19 protein-coding genes are annotated in these 17,581 nt (G+C 69.1%); 6 read left to right on the top strand and 13 right to left on the bottom strand.

All coding sequences use genetic code 11. The features are described 5' to 3' along the window. Positions 1-307: 307 nt before the first annotated feature. Genes ABDW61_RS08465 through ABDW61_RS08455 form a run of 3 tightly spaced genes read right to left on the bottom strand, consistent with a single transcriptional unit; the run spans position 308 to position 3,443 of the window. Positions 308-1,444, bottom strand: a complete 1,137-nt coding sequence (locus ABDW61_RS08465; RefSeq protein WP_343638008.1) for an ABC transporter permease — start codon at positions 1,442-1,444, stop codon at positions 308-310. Beyond that, positions 1,441-2,427, bottom strand: a complete 987-nt coding sequence (locus ABDW61_RS08460) for an ABC transporter ATP-binding protein (protein ID WP_343638007.1) — start codon at positions 2,425-2,427, stop codon at positions 1,441-1,443. The genes ABDW61_RS08465 and ABDW61_RS08460 overlap by 4 nt, the downstream gene beginning before the upstream one ends. After that, the gene (locus ABDW61_RS08455; protein ID WP_343638006.1) at positions 2,424-3,443 is read right to left on the bottom strand and encodes an HlyD family efflux transporter periplasmic adaptor subunit; all 1,020 of its coding nucleotides are present in this window, start codon (positions 3,441-3,443) and stop codon (positions 2,424-2,426) included. Before ABDW61_RS08455 ends, ABDW61_RS08460 begins: the two co-directional genes overlap by 4 nt. A gap of 218 nt (positions 3,444-3,661) precedes the next feature. Between ABDW61_RS08455 and ABDW61_RS08450 the strand changes: the two genes are divergently transcribed. Continuing rightward, on the top strand, positions 3,662-4,363 hold the full coding sequence (locus tag ABDW61_RS08450; RefSeq protein WP_343638005.1) for an SDR family oxidoreductase: 702 nt from the start codon (positions 3,662-3,664) through the stop codon (positions 4,361-4,363). Positions 4,364-4,591: 228 nt separating this feature from the next. Here the strand turns inward: ABDW61_RS08450 and ABDW61_RS08445 are convergent, their stop codons facing one another. The 3 genes from ABDW61_RS08445 to ABDW61_RS08435 form a co-directional block, all read right to left on the bottom strand. Next, positions 4,592-5,920 (bottom strand): TRAP transporter large permease subunit, encoded by a 1,329-nt coding sequence (locus ABDW61_RS08445; RefSeq protein WP_343638004.1) that lies wholly within the window; start codon positions 5,918-5,920, stop codon positions 4,592-4,594. Beyond that, on the bottom strand, positions 5,917-6,567 hold the full coding sequence (locus ABDW61_RS08440; protein WP_343638215.1) for a TRAP transporter small permease: 651 nt from the start codon (positions 6,565-6,567) through the stop codon (positions 5,917-5,919). Before ABDW61_RS08440 ends, ABDW61_RS08445 begins: the two co-directional genes overlap by 4 nt. 175 nt (positions 6,568-6,742) lie before the next feature. Next, on the bottom strand, positions 6,743-7,765 hold the full coding sequence (locus tag ABDW61_RS08435; protein ID WP_343638003.1) for a TRAP transporter substrate-binding protein: 1,023 nt from the start codon (positions 7,763-7,765) through the stop codon (positions 6,743-6,745). 173 nt (positions 7,766-7,938) lie between these two features. On the opposite strand from ABDW61_RS08435, the gene ABDW61_RS08430 reads away from it, so the two are divergent. Both ABDW61_RS08430 and ABDW61_RS08425 read left to right on the top strand, forming a co-directional pair. Then, on the top strand, positions 7,939-9,885 hold the full coding sequence (locus ABDW61_RS08430) for a PAS domain S-box protein (RefSeq protein ID WP_343638002.1): 1,947 nt from the start codon (positions 7,939-7,941) through the stop codon (positions 9,883-9,885). Continuing rightward, positions 9,882-10,520, top strand: a complete 639-nt coding sequence (locus ABDW61_RS08425; protein WP_343638001.1) for a response regulator — start codon at positions 9,882-9,884, stop codon at positions 10,518-10,520. The genes ABDW61_RS08430 and ABDW61_RS08425 overlap by 4 nt, the downstream gene beginning before the upstream one ends. Here the strand turns inward: ABDW61_RS08425 and ABDW61_RS08420 are convergent. The 5 genes from ABDW61_RS08420 to ABDW61_RS08400 form a co-directional block, all read right to left on the bottom strand. After that, a complete protein-coding gene (locus tag ABDW61_RS08420; RefSeq protein WP_343638000.1) occupies positions 10,514-10,807 on the bottom strand; it encodes an addiction module antidote protein in 294 nt (97 codons plus the stop codon). The two genes, ABDW61_RS08425 and ABDW61_RS08420, sit on opposite strands and share 7 nt — an antisense overlap. After that, positions 10,800-11,063: a type II toxin-antitoxin system RelE/ParE family toxin gene (locus tag ABDW61_RS08415; protein ID WP_343637999.1), complete on the bottom strand. Its 264-nt coding sequence runs from the start codon at positions 11,061-11,063 to the stop codon at positions 10,800-10,802. The genes ABDW61_RS08420 and ABDW61_RS08415 overlap by 8 nt, the downstream gene beginning before the upstream one ends. A 112-nt stretch (positions 11,064-11,175) precedes the next feature. Further along, a complete protein-coding gene (locus tag ABDW61_RS08410) occupies positions 11,176-12,402 on the bottom strand; it encodes a beta-ketoacyl-[acyl-carrier-protein] synthase family protein (RefSeq protein WP_343637998.1) in 1,227 nt (408 codons plus the stop codon). Positions 12,403-12,413: 11 nt separating this feature from the next. Next, positions 12,414-12,689, bottom strand: a complete 276-nt coding sequence (locus ABDW61_RS08405; RefSeq protein WP_343637997.1) for an acyl carrier protein — start codon at positions 12,687-12,689, stop codon at positions 12,414-12,416. Then, a complete protein-coding gene (locus ABDW61_RS08400; protein ID WP_343637996.1) occupies positions 12,673-13,596 on the bottom strand; it encodes an alpha/beta fold hydrolase in 924 nt (307 codons plus the stop codon). Before ABDW61_RS08400 ends, ABDW61_RS08405 begins: the two co-directional genes overlap by 17 nt. A 135-nt stretch (positions 13,597-13,731) precedes the next feature. On the opposite strand from ABDW61_RS08400, the gene ABDW61_RS08395 reads away from it, so the two are divergent. Together ABDW61_RS08395 and ABDW61_RS08390 are read left to right on the top strand one after the other, a co-directional pair. After that, entirely contained in the window at positions 13,732-14,418 is a 687-nt protein-coding gene (locus ABDW61_RS08395) for a response regulator transcription factor (RefSeq protein WP_343637995.1), read from the top strand. A gap of 11 nt (positions 14,419-14,429) precedes the next feature. Continuing rightward, positions 14,430-15,827, top strand: a complete 1,398-nt coding sequence (locus tag ABDW61_RS08390; protein ID WP_343637994.1) for a sensor histidine kinase — start codon at positions 14,430-14,432, stop codon at positions 15,825-15,827. A gap of 153 nt (positions 15,828-15,980) precedes the next feature. On the opposite strand, the gene ABDW61_RS08385 is transcribed toward ABDW61_RS08390, so the two are convergent. Together ABDW61_RS08385 and ABDW61_RS08380 are read right to left on the bottom strand one after the other, a co-directional pair. After that, positions 15,981-16,451 (bottom strand): hypothetical protein, encoded by a 471-nt coding sequence (locus tag ABDW61_RS08385; protein WP_343637993.1) that lies wholly within the window; start codon positions 16,449-16,451, stop codon positions 15,981-15,983. Continuing rightward, positions 16,448-17,041, bottom strand: a complete 594-nt coding sequence (locus ABDW61_RS08380) for a Panacea domain-containing protein (protein WP_343637992.1) — start codon at positions 17,039-17,041, stop codon at positions 16,448-16,450. Before ABDW61_RS08380 ends, ABDW61_RS08385 begins: the two co-directional genes overlap by 4 nt. 125 nt (positions 17,042-17,166) lie before the next feature. Here ABDW61_RS08380 and ABDW61_RS08375 point away from each other — a divergent pair, with 125 nt between their 5' ends. After that, positions 17,167-17,571, top strand: a complete 405-nt coding sequence (locus ABDW61_RS08375) for a DUF488 family protein (protein WP_343637991.1) — start codon at positions 17,167-17,169, stop codon at positions 17,569-17,571. Positions 17,572-17,581 lie beyond the last annotated feature (10 nt).

Here is a 17,581-nt window from a genome sequence, read left to right as displayed (position 1 = left end):
AGCGGACGGCGGACGGCGGACAGCGGACAGCGGACAGCGGACAGCGGGCGAGTAGGCACGGGGCTTCGACTGGAACTCCCTCGCCCCCCGCGAGGGGGGAGAGGGAAGGGGAGAGGGGGGGCTTCGCACTCCGCGGTCTTACTTCGATGCACCCCTCTCCCCTCCCCTCTCCCCGCGTTGCGGGGCGAGGGAGTTCTCGGCGAGCGCTCGTGGGGTTATCGTTGAATCCTTGTGGGATCCTGGTTGGATACCCGGTGTGGCCTGGCGGCTGTCGTGCGGAGCGTCGAGTGCTCCAGCTGTGGCAGCGCTAGTCCAGCGTCTGCCGATAGCGCATCAGCGCGATCGTTCCCGCGACGAGCAGGAACACCAGCATTGGCCAGAGCTCCGGCACCAACTGCCCGAAGCCGTTCCCCTTGAGCATGATCCCCCGCACGATGCGCAGGAAGTGCGTCAGCGGCAGCGCCTCGCCGATCACCTGCGCCCAGCGCGGCATGCCGCGGAACGGGAACATGAACCCCGACAGCAGCATCGACGGCAGGAAGAAGAAGAACGTCGCCTGCAGCGCCTGCAGCTGGTTCTTCGCCAGCGTCGAGAAGGTGAAGCCCACCGCCAGGTTGGCCAGCATGAACACGCCGATCATCGCCAGCAACAGCGCAAAACTCCCCGCCATCGGGATCTCGAACAGCAGCGCCGCGGCCAGCAGGATCACGCCCAGCTGCACGTAGCCCAGCACGATGTAGGGCAGGATCTTGCCGATCATCACCTCCAGCGGCCGCACCGGCGTGGCGAGCAGGTTCTCCATCGTCCCGCGCTCGCGCTCGCGCGTCATCGCCAGTCCGGTCAGCATCACCATCGTCATCGTGAGGATGGTGCCGATCAGCCCCGGCACGATGTTGTAGCGGGACAGGCCCTCCGGGTTGTAGCGCCGATGAATGCGCCATTCAAAGGGCATGCGGGCCGCCTCCGCGGCCAGCGCCCCGACCAGATCGCGCCGCAGCGCCTGCGCGCCGAGCTGCGCCAGCGCCGCGAGCGCATTGCTCGACGCGGACGGGTCCGTCGCGTCGACACTCACCAGCACGGCCGGCTGCTCGCCGCGCACGACGCGGCGGCTGAAGTCCGGCGGGATCACGATCAGGAACTGCACCTCGCCGTCCTCGACCAGCGCGTCGCCTTCGCGCTCCGACGCCGGCCGCGCCTGGATGCGGAAATAGCCGCTCTGTTCCATCGCCGCGACCAGGCTGCGCGCCATCGGCCCGCGGTCCTGTGTCACGACGGCCGTCGGCAGGCCCTTTGGATCGGTGTTGATCGCGTACCCGAACAGCAGCAGCTGCAGGATGGGCACGCCCACCGCCATCGCGAAGGTCGGCCGGTCGCGCAGCATCTGCTGGACCTCCTTGATGAAGATCGCCAGCACCCGCGCCAGGCTGAAGCGCCGCGCGCTCATCGCGCCGGCTCCTTCGTCGCAGCGCTTGGCGTGGCGGTCTTCGGCGGTGCGTCCTCGAAGTTGTCCGGGCTGCGGCTGATCAGGCTGATGAACACATCCTCCAGGTTCGCCTCGGCGCGCTCCCAGCGCAGCCCGGGCCGCTCGCGAAACGGAGCGATCGCCTCTTCCAGCCATGCCTCGTCCTGCCCGGCGACATGCAGGCTGTTGCCGAACGCCGCCACGCTGAGCACGCCGTCCGCGCCGTTGAGCGCGATGGAGGCCTCGGTCAACCGCCGCGGGTCGTCCGCGTGCAGCGCCCAGACGGCGAGGCCCGCCTGATCGATGATCTCGCGCTGCGTGCCGCGCGCGAGCAGCTTGCCGTAGGCGATGTAGGCGAGTTCATGGCAGCGCTCGGCCTCGTCCATGTAATGCGTCGAGACCAGCACGGTGATGCCGTCGGCGGCGAGGCGATGGATCTCGTCCCAGAAGTCGCGGCGCGCCTTGGGATCGACGCCCGCGGTCGGTTCGTCGAGCAGCAGCAGCCGCGGCTCGTGGAGCAGGCAGGCGGCCAGCGCCAGCCGCTGTTTCCAGCCGCCCGACAGCGAGCCCGCCAGTTGGTCCTGGCGCGACTTCAGCCCCAGGCGCTCGAGCGCCTCGTCGACGCGCCGGGCGCGGTCGCCGAGCTCGAACAGCCGCGCGATGAAGTCCAGGTTCTGGCGGATCGACAGATCCTCGTACAAGCCGAATCGCTGCGTCATGTAGCCCACCTGCCGCTTGATCTCGGCGGCCTGCCGGCGCATGTCCAGGCCCAGGCAGGTGCCTTCGCCCTCGTCGGGCGTCAGCAGACCGCAGAGCATGCGGATCGTCGTCGTCTTGCCGCTGCCGTTGGGACCGAGGAAGCCGCAGATGCGTCCGCGCCCGAGCTGCAGGTCCACGTGGTCCACCACGGTCCGATGGCCGTAGCGCTTCGTCAGCCCGCGGACATCGATGGCGAGCTCGCTCATGGGCGGGAAGCGGCGGAGACCGCGGCGGACGAAGCGGCCGACGAAGCGGAAGATGGCGCCGTCGCGATGGCCCGCACCTCCAGCGGCTGCCCGGGATGGAGCCGCAGCGCCTGAGAGGGCTCCGGCCTGGCCTCGACGAGGAACACCAGCCGCGCGCGCTGGCTGTTCGAGTAGATGACCGGCGGCGTGTACTCCGGTTGCGGCGAGATGTAGCTCACGCGCGCGAGGATCGGCGCGCCGCAGCCATCGCAGCTGAGTTGCACCGGCTGTCCCTGGCGCAGCGAGGCCAGCTCCGGCTCCGGCACGTAGAAGCGGGCCTTGCGCTGCGACGGCGGCAGCAGCGACACGACCGGCTGGCCGGCGTTCACGTACTCGCCGACGCGAAAGAAGGTGTCGTCGACGAGGCCGGCGGCGGGGGCGCTCTGCCGGGTCTGCGACTCGCGCCACTGCTGCTGCGCGAGCGCCGCGGAGGCCGCCTCCGTGTTGGCGCGCGCGGCGGCCTGCTGATCGGCGCGCGCCGGCAGCTCGGCCACGCGCAGCGAGGATTCCAGTTCACGCACCCGCTGGCGCGCCTGCGCGGCGGCGGCGCGCGCGTCGTCCAGCCGCGACGCCGAGATGAAACCCTGTCCGATCAATTGCTGCTGCCGCGCCAGATCCGAATCCGCCAGCGCCGACTGCGCGCGGGCCTGCGCCAGCTGGGCGCGATTCATCGCGATCTCGTCAGGGCGGCGGCCCTTGGCGGCGTCGGCCTGCTCGGCGCGCGCGGCGGCCAGCCGCGCATCGGCTTCGGCGCGGGCCGCGCTCACCGGCGTCACATCGATGCTGAACAGCGAGGCGCCCGCATCGACCGTGTCGCCGCGCTGCACGTTCAGCGCCATCAACTGGCCGGCCACCGGCGCCGCGACGTAGACCGGATCCCCCTCCGCGTAGCCGGACCAGGCCGGCGGCGGCTTGTCGCCGCAGGCGCTCAGCGCCAGGGCGGCGATCGTCACGGGCAACAGCGCAAGCCTGGGCATCGACGCGTTCTCCGGGAATGGGGTGATGGGGATTATTGCCCTCGCCCTTTTCGTCGTGGGCCGCCGGGACGGCGTCCGCCACGGAACCGTCAATCCGGGTCCATCCGCGCGACGTCCCTGCCGGCAGCAGGGGCAAGTCGCATGCCCTTCCGTGTTTTGAGTACGACCAACATTAAAGTATTGATGTCGTTAATCATCTAAACAGCCAAAGGCCGATCATGGAATTCAAGAACACTGTTGCTTTCGTCACCGGCGCCAACCGCGGTCTCGGCAAGAGCTTCGTCAAGGCGCTGCAAGCTGCTGGCGCGAAGAAGATCTACGCCGCCGTGCGCGACCCGTCCACGATCGACCTGCCGGGCGTCGTGCCGGTGCAGCTCGATGTGAACAAGCCTGAGCAGATCGAGGCGGCGGTGCGTGCTGCCGGTGATGTCACGCTGCTGATCAACAACGCGGGCATCTCGCGCGGTTCGTCCTTGCTGGCCGATGGCGCGCTGGGCGCCTTGCGGGACGAGTTCGAGACCAACGTCGTTGGCCCGCTGGCGCTGGCGCGGGCCTTTGCGCCGACGCTGAAGGAGCAGGGTGGCGGCGCCGTGGTCAACGTGTTGTCGGTGTTGAGCTGGCTCAACCTGCCGGGCGCCGCGACTTACAGCGTGTCGAAGGCGGCGACCTGGTCGGTGACCAACGGTCTGCGCCAGGAGCTGAAAGGGCAGGGTACGGCGGTGGTGGCGCTGCATGTCGGCTTCATGGACACCGACATGGCTTCGGGCATCGATGCGCCGAAGGCCGATCCGCTGGATGTTGCGAATCAGGTGCTGCGCGCGCTGTCCGAGGGACGAGACGAGGTTTACGCCGACGATCTCACGCGCGGAGTGAAGGCGGGCCTGTCCGCCGAGGCTGGCAGTTACCGCGGCGGCGTCTGATCCTCCCGGTCCTGATGATGGTCCTGGGACCTGACGATGGTCCTGGATGCTGATGATGGTCCTCGCTGCTGATGGGGTCCGGGGAGGGCTTGGGGGTCCTGGAGGGATCCCCCATGCCCTCGCCGGGCCCGCGCTCTGAACGTGGCAGTCCAAAGAGGCCCTTGAAGCAAAAAAGCCCCGCCGCGCAGACCGCGCGAGCGGGGCTTTTCATCAGGGGGGGGCCGAGGCTTACACGACCAACCCCAGCGCCCTGGGCAGTGCGAGCGACAGTCCTGGCCAGTAGGTCACGACCAGCAGGAAGCCGAGCATTGTGAGCAGCCAAGGCCACACTGCGACGGTGAGTTCGGTGATTCCCATCTTCGTGATCCCTGACGCCACGTAGAGGTTGAGTCCCACGGGCGGGTGGCACAGGCCGACTTCCATGTTGACGGCCATCAGGATGCCCAGGTGTACCGGATCGACGCCGAGCTTGGCTGCGACCGGGAACAGGATGGGTGCCATGATCAGCACGATGGCTGCCGGGTCCATGAAGTTGCCTGCGCCCAGCAGGATCAGGTTGACCAGCAGCAGGAAGACGATCAGTCCGAACCCTTGCGCCGACATCCACGCGGCCATCGTCTGGGGGATCTGCTCGGAGGCCATCAGGAAGCTGAACAGCACCGCGTTGGTGATGATGTACAGCAGCATCGAGCTCATTGCCGCGGCTTTCAGCAGCACCTTGGGCACGTCCTTCAGGCCCATGTCCTTGTAGACGAAGACCGAGATGATGAAGGCGTACACCGCGGCCACGGCGGCGGCTTCGGTCGGCGTGAACTTGCCGCTGTAGATGCCGCCGATGACGACGACGATCAGCATCAGGCCCCAGAAGCTCTCGCGGAAGGCCTTGAAGCGCTCGGCCCAGGTCGCCTTGACCATGCGCGGGTAGTCGTACTTCTTGGCGCGGTACCAGGTGGTGATGCCCAGCAGCAGCGACAGGCACACGCCGGGCACGACACCGGCCATGAACAGCTGGCCCACCGACGCGGTGCCGACGGCCTCGCCGTTGGGGCCGGTGGCGCTCATGCCTGCCGTTGCGATCGAGAACATCACCAGGTTGATCGACGGCGGGAACAGGATGCCCAGCGCGCCGGACGTCGTGATCACGCCCGCGCCGAACTGCTTCGGATAGCCCTGCTTGGTCATCGCCGGCAGGATGATGGAACCGACCGCGACGACCGTCGCGACCGATGAGCCCGAGATCGCCGCGAACATCGCGCAGGCCAGCACGCCGGCCAGGCCGAGGCCTCCGTACCAGTGGCCGATCATGGTCGTGGCGAAGTGGATGATCCGCCGCGCCACCCCGCCATGGGTCAGGAAATTGCCCGCCAGGATGAAGAAGGGCACGGCCATGATCTCGAACTTCTCGATGCCGGTGAACAGCTTGAGCGCGACCGATTCGATCGGCACGTTCGTCATCGTGAAGAGGTAGGTCAGGACCGTCAGGCCCAGCGAGATCGAGATCGGCATGCCGGTGAGCATCAGCACCACCAGCAGCGAGAAGATGATCAGGGTGTTCATGCGCGATCTCCCTTGGCCGACTTGGCGGCCTCCTCGGCCGTCTTGGCCGCGCCGACCGCGGCGACGTCATCCTCGATGCCTTCGACATGGCCGTGGTCCGCGTGCGGCGCCTCGCCGGTGCGGATGAAGTGCCAGCACACCTGCAGGAAGCGGAAGCACATCAGGTAGGAGCCCAGCGGCACGCATGAATACGCGATCCAGGTCGGGATCTCCAGGTCGGGCGAGGTGGGGCCTTCGAAGAGGTCGGGGTTCTCGATGCCGAAGGCATGCGTGAACGCGTAGTGCGCGCCGTTCTCCCACACGAAGGTCGCGCCCAGCGTGCCGATGGTCGCGGTGAACACCGCGCCGGCCAGCAGGCTGAAGATCACCAGGTACTTCGCGTGCTCCGGCTTGAGCTTGCGCACCAGCACGTCCACGCCCACGTGGGTGCCGGCCCGCACGCCGTAGGCGGCGCCGAACTTGGCCATCCACACGAACATGTAGATGCACAGCTCCTGCGCCCAGCTCACGTCGATGCGGATGACCAGGTCCTGCAGATGCGGCACGCCGGCCAGGAAACGATGCAGAACGGCCATCGCGATGACCAGCGTCGCAGCGCCCATGAGGAAAGCGATCAGGCTCTCCTCCAATCGATCCAACCATCTCAGCGACATGGCGATCTCCTTCAGACAAAAGAAGGCCGCGCCGCCCAGAGCAGGGGCGCGGCACACAGGACGCCGCCCCAGGCGGGCGGACCCATCAAGCGGGAGCCCGGAGAACCGGCTTTGCCGGGCTCCTGGGGTCCGCCCCCTTGGGGGGCCGGCGTCAGCCGGTAGGGGGAACTTATCGAGTCGGCGGGACGAAGCCGGCGGCCTTGTAGGCGGCCTCGACGGTGGCCTTGCCGACGCGGCCTTCCATCTCCTTGTGGACTGGCATCAGCGCCAGCTTCCACTCGTTCACCTCGGCCGGCGTCAGCGTGTAGATCGTGGTCTTGCCGCTGGCCTTGATCTTCTCCAGCGCCTGCTGGTTCTCCGTCTGCGCGATCGCGTTGGCGTAGATGGTGGCGTCCTTGACGCTGCTGTCCACCACCGCCTTCAGGTCGGCGGGCAGGCCGTCATAGAACTTCTTGTTGATGATCAACGCGTAGGCCAGGTGGCCGTGGTTGCTCAGCGTCGTGTGCTTCTGCACCTCGTAGGTCTTCTGCGTGTAGAAGTTGGACGGCACGCCCTCGGTGCCATCGACCACGCCCGACTGCAGCGCCTGGTACAGCTCGGAGAAGGCCATCACCTGCGGGATCGCGCCCAGCGCGCGCATCTGCGCGTCCAGCACCTTGGAGGACTGGATCCGCATCTTCAGGCCCTTGAAGTCCGCCACGTGGTGCAGCGGCTTGTTGGCGCTCATGATGTGGAAGCCGTTGTCCCAGAAGGCCAGGCCCTTGATGCCCTTGGGCTCGAGCTTCTTGAACAGCTCCATGCCCAGGGTGTTCGTGGTGTTGCGGAACGACGCATCGTCCTTGAACAGGAAGGGCAGGTCGAAGACCTCGAACTCCTTCACGCCCAGCGGGCCGAACTTGGCCAGCGACGGCGCCAGCATCTGCACCGAGCCCAGCTGCAGCGCCTCGAGCTCTTCCTTGTCCTTGTAGAGCTGGCTGTTGGGGTAGACCTCGACCTTCAGGCGGCCCTTGCTGCGTTCCTCGGCCAGTTCCTTGAAGCGCTGCGCGCCCTTGCCCTTGGGGGTGTCGGGGGCGACGACGTGGCTCAGCTTGATCACGATCGGCGCCTGGGCGAAGGCGGACGCGGTGGCGCCCAGGCCGGCGACGGCCAGCGCGGCGCCCAGCAGCAGGCGGCGGGGGAAGGTGGCGGACATGAAGGTCTCCTGATGTTTTTCGGCCGGGTCGGGGCGCGGAAAGCGCCGGTTTCCGGAATGGAGGCGATTGTGGAAATCCGGCCCTGGCCCCACCAGTTGTGGACTTCCACATCAGGAGAACACGCATCGCACGGGCTCCGCGGCGGCGCCGCGCAAGGCCTAGACTGCCTGCCATGGCCGTGCCTCGTCGTCTCCTTCAACTGCTCAAGCGCGCCAGCTGGGCCCTGCCGCTGGTGCTGGCGCTGGCCTTCGCCGCGTCGGTCGGCGTGTGGCTGCGCCTGAGCGACATGCGCGACCTGGAGGAGGAGCGGCTGACGCTGATCGCCGACTCGTTGTCGCTGGAGGCGCGCATCTCGGATTGGCTCAATGCCGAGCATGCGGCGGTGGACCGGCTCGCCCAGCAGCTGCCGGGCGAGGTCGACGACAACGCGCTGCTGCGGCATCGGGCGGTGGTCGAGGGCCTGCGCCGGCTGTGGGTGAGCGTGACGGTGCTGGACCTCAACAACCGGGTGCTCGCGCATGTGCCGCAGCAGGTGCCGCAGGCGGCCGCGCCGCAGAAGGAGCGCAGCGGCGTGAGCCTGGATGAAGGCGGGCTGACCGCGCACTGGAGCGCCGCCCGACCGCAGGGCGGCCGGCTGGTGGTGCGCTTCGCGCCGAGCGCGCTGCTGCGGCAGACGGTGCCGTGGTGGCTGGCGCAGAAGTACGACGTGCGGCTGGTCGACGGGCTCGGCCAGCGGCTGGCCCAGACCGGCGACGCGCTCGCCCTCCCCGACACGCAGAGCTACCGCGTCAGCGTCGACCCGGCGATGCGCGAGACCTGGCTCGAACTCAACACGCGCGTGCCGCACCGGCCGTGGTGGTACACGCTGGCGGCGGCGCTGATGGGGGTGTTCCTGCTGCTGTCGGCGCTGGCCAGCGCGATGCTGCGCCGGCAGATGCGCGAGGTGCGCCGCGCCGAAGGCGAGGCCCGCACCGAGGCCGCCTGGCGGCGCGCGGTCGAGGACTCGTTGACGGTGGGCCTGCGCGGGCGTGATCTGGACGGCCGGCTGACCCATGTGAATCGCGCGTTCTGCGACCTCGTGGGCTATGGCGCGGATGAACTGCTCGGACGCCTGCCGCCGATGCCGTACTGGCTGCCTGACGAGATGGAGGACAGCCTGCGCCGGCACCGCCGCAACATGGCCGGCGGCGCGCCGCGGGAAGGCTATGAGGCGCGCTGGATGCACCGCGACGGGCATGTGCTGGACGTGATGATCTTCGAGGCGCCGCTGGTGGACGCCAACGGCACGCAGATCGGCTGGATGGGCTCGATCGTCGACATCAGCGCCCGCAAGCAGGCCGAGGAGCGCGAGCGCCGCCGCACCGAGGCGCTCGCGCATCAGGCGCGGCTGAGCACGCTGGGCGAGGTCGCCTCGGCACTGGCGCATCAGCTCAACCAGCCGCTGGCGGCGATCGCCGGCTACAACGCCGGCGCGCTGCGCTCGCTGGAGCGGGCCGGGCATCCGGATGACGACATCGTCATGGAGGCCCTGCGGCGGCTGGGCGAGCAGGCGCAGGAGGCGGGGCGCATCGTGCAGCGCATCCGCGCGTTCCTGACGCGCCGCGCGCCGCAGCCGGAGCGCTGCGCGGTGCCGGAGCTCGTCGCGCGGGTGCTGGCGCTGCTCAAGCGGGACCTGCGCGGCGCGCGCGTCGACGTTGCGCTGCCGCCGGGACTGCCCGACGTGCAGGCCGACGCGGTGCTGATCGAGCAGGTGCTGATCAACCTGGTCCGCAACGCGCTCGATGAGTTGCACGGCAAGCCGGCGCCCACGGTGAGGATCGCGGCGCAGCGTGTCGGGGAGCGCTTCGTGCGCGTGGACGTGGACGACAACGGCCCGGGGTTGCAGGGGCGCGGCATCGACCAGTTGACGACGGCGTTCTACTCGACCAAGGCGGAGGGCATGGGCATGGGGCTGGCGATCTGCCGCTCCGTGATCGAGGCGCACCACGGCGGCATGGAAGCCGGCGCGGGCGCGCTCGGCGGCGCGAGGATCAGCTTCACGCTGCCGCTGTGTCAGGACGCCGGGCCGTGCGGCGCGGGCGAGGCGGGCATCGATTCATACAAGGAGGGCGCGCGATGAGCGACCCACAGGCGACCGTCCATCTGGTGGACGACGAGGCGGCAGTGCGGGACGCGCTGGCCTTCCTGATGCGCTCGCACGGCTTGCGCGTGGAGGCGCATCCGGGCGGGACGGCGCTGTTCGAGGCCCTCGACCATGCGATCGAGCCGCATGGCTGCATCGTGCTGGACGTGCGGATGGAGCCCTTGTCGGGGCTGCAGGTGCATGACGAGCTGATCGCGCGCGGCGTGCCGCTGCCGGTGATTTTCCTGAGCGGGCACGGCGACATCCCGATGGCGGTGGACGCGATGCAGAAGGGCGCGCTGGACTTCGTCGAGAAGCCCTTCAACGACCAGGCGCTGGTGAACAAGGTGCAGCGCGCGATTGCGCTGGACATGCACCGCTGGCGTGAATCACGCGCGCATGCGAGCGTGGCGGGCAGGCTCGCCAGCCTGACCGACCGCGAACGCGAGGTCGCGGTGCTGGTCGCGGCCGGCAAGCTCAACAAGCAGGTCGCCGATGAACTCGGCATCGCGATCCGCACGGTGGAGGTCCACCGCGCGCGCGCGTTCACGAAGCTGGGCCTGCGCTCCGCAGCGGAGCTGGCGACGCTGCTGGAGCGGTTTGAGCTGAAGCGGGAGATGGGCGGTCAGTGAGCGACCGCAGGGCGGGCCGTCAGCTCGATTCCGAGCGCATTAAGCACGGCCAGGAGTGTGCGCAGCGTCGGATTTCCCTTTTCGCTGAAAGAACGATACAGATGCTCGCGGGACAAGCCTGTTTGTTCGGCGACCTGGGACATGCCCTTGGCGCGCGCCACCATCCCCAGTGCAAACGCGATGTAGCCGGCGTCGTTCGTTTCGAATGCGTCTGCCATGAAGATCGCGATCGACTCTTCCGACGTCAGCATTTCTGCCGGGTCATAAGTCCGCACCTTCTCAGCCATCTTGAAACTCCCCTTTCGCGAGTTCGATCGCGTTACAAATATCCGAGGCCTGAGACGACTTGTCTCCGCCGCACAGCAGCAGGATGAGTCGATCTCCACGCCTGACGTAGTACAGCCGGTAGCCCGGGCCGTAGTGGATTCGGAGTTCGCGAACACCATGGCCGACAGCCTTCTCGTCACCGACGAGGCCGTAGCCGAGGCGGGAAATGCGCGCGTTGATCCGGTTCGCCGCCTCAAAGTCCTTGAGGCGGCTCAACCACTTGTCGAACGTGCGGGTGGACTGGACAGTGATCACCCGACCACTGTAGTTTAGAAGCTACCTGGCGGGATTGCCAATCCCAAGGCAATTCATCAAACCTTGCGGTTGATCAAGCCGCCCGGACCACCAGTGACACGTTGCTTCCGCCGAACGCGAACGAGTTGCTGACCATGGCCTTCGAAGGATCGAAGGCGCGCGGCTCGCGGATCACATCCGCGATTTCCTCGAGCGCGCTCGTGCGCACGTTCGCGCTGGGCGGCAGCTCGCCCCGGCGCAGCGCCTGCACGCAGGCGACCAGCTCCAGCGCGCCGCCGGCGCCGATCAGGTGGCCGTGCAGCGCCTTGGTCGCGCTGACCGGCACGCCGCGCGGGCCGAAGACCCGGGCCAGCGATTCCGCCTCGACCACGTCGCCGACGTCGGTCGCGGTGCCATGCGCGTTCACGTAGCCAACCTGCGACGGCGCGATCCCCGCGTCGGCCAGCGCGGCGCGCAGCGCGCGCTCCTGGCCATCGGCATCGGGCCGCGACAGGTGCACCGCGTCGACGCTATGCCCATAACCGGCCAGCACGGCAAGCGCCGACGCGCCGCGTGCGCGGGCGTGGCTTTCCGTCTCCAGCACCAGCGCCGCCGCGCCCTCGCCCAGCACCAGGCCCTTGCGCCCGTCGTCGAACGGGCGGCAGCTCCGCGAGGGATCCTCCGGATCCGGCGGCGCCATCACGCCCATCGCCTGCCACGCGCCCACCGAGCCCGGATTCAGCATCGCCTCCGAGCCCCCCGCCAGCGCCACGTCCGCGCGGCCCTGGCGCAGCAGCATCAGCGCCTCGCCGATCGCCTGCGCCGACGAGGCGCAGGCATTGGAGATCGTCAGCATCGCCGCCTTCAGCCCGTACTTCATCGCCAGATGCGACGCGGCCGAGTTGCTCATGACCCGCACCACCGTGTACGGATGGATGCGCGGGGGCGTCTTGGTCAGGTGCTCGGCGTAGGACAGCTGCAGCGCATTCGATCCGCCCAGCCCCGTGCCCCAGGCCACGGCCGCGCGTTCCGGCGCCGCCGCGGTCGCCGGCAGACCGGACTGCGTCCAGGCCTCGCGCGCCGCCTGCAGTGCCATCAGGCTGTGCCGGTCGTGCAGGTTGCGCTGCGCCGGCGGCATCTCCTGCCCCAGCGCCTGCGTCACCGCGGCCGCCGCGAACGGCGGCACGCCATGCTCCGGATCTCCCGGCTGCAGCGCGATCCCCGACCGCCCCTGCGACAGCGCGTCCGCGAGCGCGTCCGCGTCCGGGCCGAGCGCGCTGCACGCGCCGATGCCGGTGATCCATACCGCTTCCCGGCTCACGGGTCCGGTCCTCAGGCCGCCGCCGCGGCCGCGGACCCGTCCTTGCCCGCCTTGGCGGCCAACTGCTCGTCCACCAGCGCGGCCAGGCCGGCGATCGTCGGCTGCTTCATCGCCGCGTCGTGGTCGATGTCGATCACGAACTTGTCCTCCACCGCGAACATGAAGTCCACCAGCATCAGGGAGTCCAGCCCCAGTTCGGCGAAGGTGACGTCGTTCTTCAGGTCGGCGTCGTTCATGCCCAGGTCGTGGCAGGCCAGACGGCGCAGTTCTTCAAGCGTGTTGCTCATGGCGGATGTCCTCGGTCGCGGAAAGGATGAAGTCACGGTCGGCAGGGTCCGCGACGGGCACCTGGCGCAACAGGAATTGTCGGGCCGCCTGGGTCACGGCGCCCCGCTCATTGTCCAGCGTCAGCATGTGATAGCTGTGGTGGAACCAGTGCACCTCCGGCGTCGTCGCCAGCCGGCGCTGCAATTCCAGCACGGAACGCGGGCCGCTGACATCGTCCTCGCTGGCGTGCAGCACCACCGCCGGGGCGTCGATCTCATGCAGCCGCGCCCGCACGTGGCGGATCAGCCGTGACGCCTGATGCAGGGACGCGGCCGGCAGGCGGTCGGCGCCGGCGGCGGACACGTGGCTCGAACTCATGGCCTGCGCGACCCACTCGCGCAGCCGTTCGTTCTTGATGCCGTAGGGCGCGGTCTCGCGGAAGGCCAGCCACTGGCGCAGCGGCGGCACGTAGGCCAGCGGCAGCAGGCGGCGCCACGGCGAGACGTTCCAGCCGTCGAAATGCAGGCTGGTCGAGAGCAGCATCAGCGCCGCCGCCGGGCGCCTGAGCGCCAGCGCCAGCGTCAACACCGAGCCCATCGACAGGCCGCCGATGGCCACGCGCTCATGCCGGGCGGCCAGCGCGTCGAAGTGGGCGGCGGCCATGTCGACCCATTCCTCGAAGCGCGGCACCGCGCGCCTGCGGCGCGTCTCGGGCGCGGCGCCCGCGGCCGGCGGGGCCACGCCGTAGCCCTCCAGCGCCGGGGCTTCCACCACGTAGCCGGCATCGCGCAGCGAGCGCGCCAGCGGCATCATCTCGAGCGGGTTGGCGCACAGGCCGTGCAGCAGCAGCACGGCGGGACGGGGATCGAGCGCCGGCGGCTGGGCCGGTGCCGCGGACACGGACGGCGGGAAGGGGAGGTTCAGCATGGGCGGCAGTCTGGCCAAGCTCGCTGTTGCGGACTTGACGCGAAGCTGTCGGAAACCTGTCCGCGCCATTGCCATCAGGTTTCTGAAAGGTCGGCGATTGGCCCGCGAAAGGCTCAAGGCTTATGCTGCCGCACCATGCGAATCCTCCTGGTCGAAGACGATGAGTTCCTGGCGGAATCCACCGCCCGGGCGCTGCGCTCGCAGTCCTGGGTCGTGGACGTCAGCGCCCGTGGCGAGCCGGTGCCGCTGTCGCTGCGCGAGGACCGCTACGACCTGCTGATCCTGGACATCGGGCTGGCCGGCATCGACGGTTTCGAGACCCTGCGCCGCGTGCGCGCCCAGGGCAGCACGACGCCGGTGCTGCTGCTGACAGCTCGTGACGCCGTCGAGGACCGCGTGCGCGGCCTGGAAGGCGGCGCCGACGACTACCTGGTCAAGCCCTTCGCCCTGAGCGAGCTGATCGCGCGGGCCCGGGCGCTGGTGCGCCGCAGCCAGGCGCGCACCGGCAACGAGCTGCGGCTGTCCACGCTGCGCATGGACCTGGAGGCGCGCCGCGCCTACATCGCCGAGGAGCCGCTGGCGCTGTCCGCGCGCGAATGGGACGTGCTGGGCTTCCTGCTGGCGCGCGCCGGCAAGGTGGTGGCCAAGGAGCAGATCGCCTCGGCCAGCAATGGCTGGGAGCAGGGCGTGAGCGACAACGCGATCGAGGTCTGCGTCTCGCGCCTGCGCGCCAAGATCGAGCCCGCCGGCCTGCAGCTGCGCACGGTGCGCGGCCTGGGCTATCTGCTGGAAGAGACGCCCGCCCCGGCGGCCAACAGCTGATCCGGCGCGGCATGACGGACGCGATCCCGCGCGCAGCCGGCCGCATCTTCAGTCTGAAGCAGCGCCTGCTGATCTGGCTGATGGCGCCGGTGCTGGTGGCCGTGCCGGCCGCTGGCCTGGTGCTTTACGACGTCATGCACGACACGGCCATCTCCTGGCTCGACCAGGCGCTGGGCGACACGGCGCTGTCCGTGGCCGGGCTGCTGCGCGAGCGCGACGGGCAGGTGGTCGTCGACGTGTCCGGCGCCACGGACCGCGCGCTGCGCTTCGACCGCACCGACCGCGTCTACTACCTGGTGCTGAATCCGGCCGGCGAGGTGCTGATGGGCGACGCGCAGCTCGCCAGGCTGCATCTCCCGCCGCGCCGCGCGGGCGAGTGGTACTTCTCGCTGGTCTCGCTGGATGGCGAGCAGTTGCGCGCCGCGGCGCTGGGCACCGCGTGCGGCGACCGCCAGCTGTGCCAGGTGGTCGTGGCCGAGACGCTGAACAAGCGCGACACGCTGCAGAAGCAGCTGCTGGCCGTGGTGGTGCTGCTGATCGGCGGCATGGCGGTGCTGCTGGCGGCGGCCGGCTGGGTCGCGACCCACCGCGGCCTGCGCCCGCTGGCGCGTCTGAGCGCCGAGCTCGAGCAGCGCGACCTGGCGCGCCTGGAGCCGCTGCAGCATGACGTGCCGGGCGAGCTGCGGCCGCTGATCTCCGCCTTCAACCGGCTGTTCGAGCGGCTGCGGCGCGCGTCGTCGGCGCAGCAGGACTTCCTGGCCAACGCGGCGCACCAGCTGCGCACGCCGCTGACCTCGCTGCGCACCGAGATCGATCTGGCGCTGCTGGAGCCGCATGACCCGCAGGTCGAGCCGCTGCTCAAGCGGCTGCAGAGCTCCGTGGACCGCAGCGCGCGGCTGGCGACGCAGATGCTGTCGATCGCGCGCGCCGAGGCCGAGCCCGGCGGGCGGGAACAGCCGCTGGACCTGCGCGACATCGCGGCGCAGGTGGCCGAGGACTGGGTGCCGCGCGCGCTGCAAGCCGGGGCGGACCTGGAGTTCGAGCTCGAGAGCGCGCCGGCGATGGGGCAGAGCTTCCTGCTGCGGGAGCTGCTGACCAACGTGCTGCACAACAGCCTGAACTACGGCGGCCACGGCCCGCGCATCACGGTGCGCACGGGCTGTGATGGCGACTGGTCGCGGATGGAGGTCGAGGACAACGGCCCCGGCATCCCGGCGCACGAGCGCGAGCGCGCGCTGCGCCGCTTCGAGCGCGGCAGCGAGTCCAAGGGCACGGGCAGCGGCCTGGGGCTGGCGATCGCGCTGGACATCGCGCAGCGGCACGGCGGCCGGCTGGAGCTGCTGGACGCCACGTCGGGCGAGGGCCTGCGGGTGCGGCTCAGCGTGCCGCGGCTGCGCACGCCGGTCTGAGGTCCTCGACCCGGGAAATGCAGCGTTTGGCCGGGATGCCGCGGACGACGCATCATGGCGAGATGCGTATCCGCATCGTCTTGCTTCGAAACGGATGCACGAAGAGAGCCGACGCGGAAACTGCAGAAGCAAGCGGCTTCTCGGATTCGAGGCCTAAGGGCAATGCAGTGCCGCCACTACATCGCCCACCAGCCTGGCTTGGCGGCCGGTCAGGTCGTCATACTGCAGTAGACAGCGCAGCACGGCGCACAACAACGGCGTAGGCAGGGACTGTTGCTGCAGGCTCATGCGACCGCTGCGCTGCAGTCTTGTCATGTCGCCGGCGTCCAGGTCTTGCAGGCTGTTGAAGTCCACCCAGGTGGGCTGCGTGAGCGCCCCGCCCGGCGCGCCCACGAAGTGGCCCGCACGCGGTGGGCCTTGGTTGCAGGCGGGCTGCTCCACCAGTCCGTTCGGTTTGCTGGTGAATACAACCGTAACCACGTCGGCACTGCGCGGGTCCACCGCCAGCACCAACAGATATTTGCGCTGGCACTCGCCCGTCGCACGGTTGAGGTCGTAGCAGTCGTCGCGCCATATCTGTCCCGGCAAGGCGGTTGCGGCAACCGTCACCATCATCGGGCTCAAGCGGCTTCAGCGTGGCGAACGGCCATCAAGGCAGCGCGGTACTGGGCTTGTTCCTGCGCCAGTTCGCGCACCACGTCGGAATGCGGGTCGGTCTCGCCGATGGCCAGTTCATAAGGAATGACGCGATGCGCACCCTGGCCGTTCTGCCACACACGGTCCCAAGCGCCGTTCTGCGCGTGGGTGACGTCGATCATCTTGGGGGAGTAGGTGTCGCGATATTGCTCAGCCAAGGACCGCATGATGCGCAACTGCCGCGGGCTGAACGGTTCGGCATCAAACTGAACGCCGCCGTTCACCTTCACGGCTTGGCGCTCGAAATCGATCACCTTCTCTTCGACGATGTGCACGAGGTTGGCCAGATCAGGGCCAAGATCTTCCCACTCCTCCATCAGTTCGATGGGCACCGGACCGAATTTCCAAGCTTGATAGTCCAGGCCAGTAGCGCTCTTGCCGGTCTGTCGGAAGTGCTCAAAGTCCAGCAAGTACAGCAGCTTGAACAGTTTGATCTTGCCGCAGTGCTGCGTGTGGGATGCGAAGAACACCACTGCGTGCAGCAGGCGTTGACGTTCGCTTTGGGTGAGAACCGGCATAGGGTGGCGATTATCCCGCCGAGACTTGGTCGGGTCAAAACTTCTGCCGCCTATTGCGGCCTGCCCCTAGGGGAGGCTTGCTATGCGCTAGGAAATTCATCGATGCTCCATGATCATGCGGCTCCATGAGCATCCGCATCGTCCGACTCGGCGTCACGCCGCGCCTGCCCGACGAGGGCCCCCGTCTCGGCACCGTCCGCCGTCCGCCGCGCGGCGTCCGCAAGGAGGATTACGGCCGCCTCGACTACTACGACAGCTGGCTGCCGCTGCTGTCGCCGAGCCCCGAATTGATGGCGCGGGCGAAGGCGGCGCAGGCCCAGGCGGATGAGCAGCCCTGGGCCGCCTTCGCGCGTGCGTACCGCAAGGAGATGAGCGAGCCGGCGCCGTCGCAGGTGCTGGACGCGCTCGCGGCGCTGTCGCACACGGCCAATCTGTCGATGGGCTGCTATTGCGAGAACCCGGCGCGCTGTCATCGCGGCTTGCTCACGCAACTGCTCCAGGAGCGCGGTGCCGCGCTGCGCGTGGACTGAGCGTGAGTGG

Origin of the sequence: Roseateles sp. (assembly GCF_039595595.1) — a bacterium.
GTDB lineage: Bacteria > Pseudomonadota > Gammaproteobacteria > Burkholderiales > Burkholderiaceae_C > Roseateles.
This window is presented reverse-complemented; position numbering and strand designations above follow the sequence as displayed.

What these genes read in the sequence shown, in the direction of transcription:
- ABDW61_RS08465 (WP_343638008.1), bottom strand. Translation starts at nt 1,444, where the DNA reads ATGAGCGCGCGGCGCTTCAGCCTGGCGCGGGTGCTGGCGATCTTCATC.
- ABDW61_RS08460 (WP_343638007.1), bottom strand. Translation starts at nt 2,427, where the DNA reads ATGAGCGAGCTCGCCATCGATGTCCGCGGGCTGACGAAGCGCTACGGC.
- ABDW61_RS08455 (WP_343638006.1), bottom strand. Translation starts at nt 3,443, where the DNA reads ATGCCCAGGCTTGCGCTGTTGCCCGTGACGATCGCCGCCCTGGCGCTG.
- ABDW61_RS08450 (WP_343638005.1), top strand. Translation starts at nt 3,662, where the DNA reads ATGGAATTCAAGAACACTGTTGCTTTCGTCACCGGCGCCAACCGCGGT.
- ABDW61_RS08445 (WP_343638004.1), bottom strand. Translation starts at nt 5,920, where the DNA reads ATGAACACCCTGATCATCTTCTCGCTGCTGGTGGTGCTGATGCTCACC.
- ABDW61_RS08435 (WP_343638003.1), bottom strand. Translation starts at nt 7,765, where the DNA reads ATGTCCGCCACCTTCCCCCGCCGCCTGCTGCTGGGCGCCGCGCTGGCC.
- ABDW61_RS08430 (WP_343638002.1), top strand. Translation starts at nt 7,939, where the DNA reads ATGGCCGTGCCTCGTCGTCTCCTTCAACTGCTCAAGCGCGCCAGCTGG.
- ABDW61_RS08425 (WP_343638001.1), top strand. Translation starts at nt 9,882, where the DNA reads ATGAGCGACCCACAGGCGACCGTCCATCTGGTGGACGACGAGGCGGCA.
- ABDW61_RS08420 (WP_343638000.1), bottom strand. Translation starts at nt 10,807, where the DNA reads ATGGCTGAGAAGGTGCGGACTTATGACCCGGCAGAAATGCTGACGTCG.
- ABDW61_RS08405 (WP_343637997.1), bottom strand. Translation starts at nt 12,689, where the DNA reads ATGAGCAACACGCTTGAAGAACTGCGCCGTCTGGCCTGCCACGACCTG.
- ABDW61_RS08400 (WP_343637996.1), bottom strand. Translation starts at nt 13,596, where the DNA reads ATGCTGAACCTCCCCTTCCCGCCGTCCGTGTCCGCGGCACCGGCCCAG.
- ABDW61_RS08395 (WP_343637995.1), top strand. Translation starts at nt 13,732, where the DNA reads ATGCGAATCCTCCTGGTCGAAGACGATGAGTTCCTGGCGGAATCCACC.
- ABDW61_RS08390 (WP_343637994.1), top strand. Translation starts at nt 14,430, where the DNA reads ATGACGGACGCGATCCCGCGCGCAGCCGGCCGCATCTTCAGTCTGAAG.
- ABDW61_RS08380 (WP_343637992.1), bottom strand. Translation starts at nt 17,041, where the DNA reads ATGCCGGTTCTCACCCAAAGCGAACGTCAACGCCTGCTGCACGCAGTG.
- ABDW61_RS08375 (WP_343637991.1), top strand. Translation starts at nt 17,167, where the DNA reads ATGAGCATCCGCATCGTCCGACTCGGCGTCACGCCGCGCCTGCCCGAC.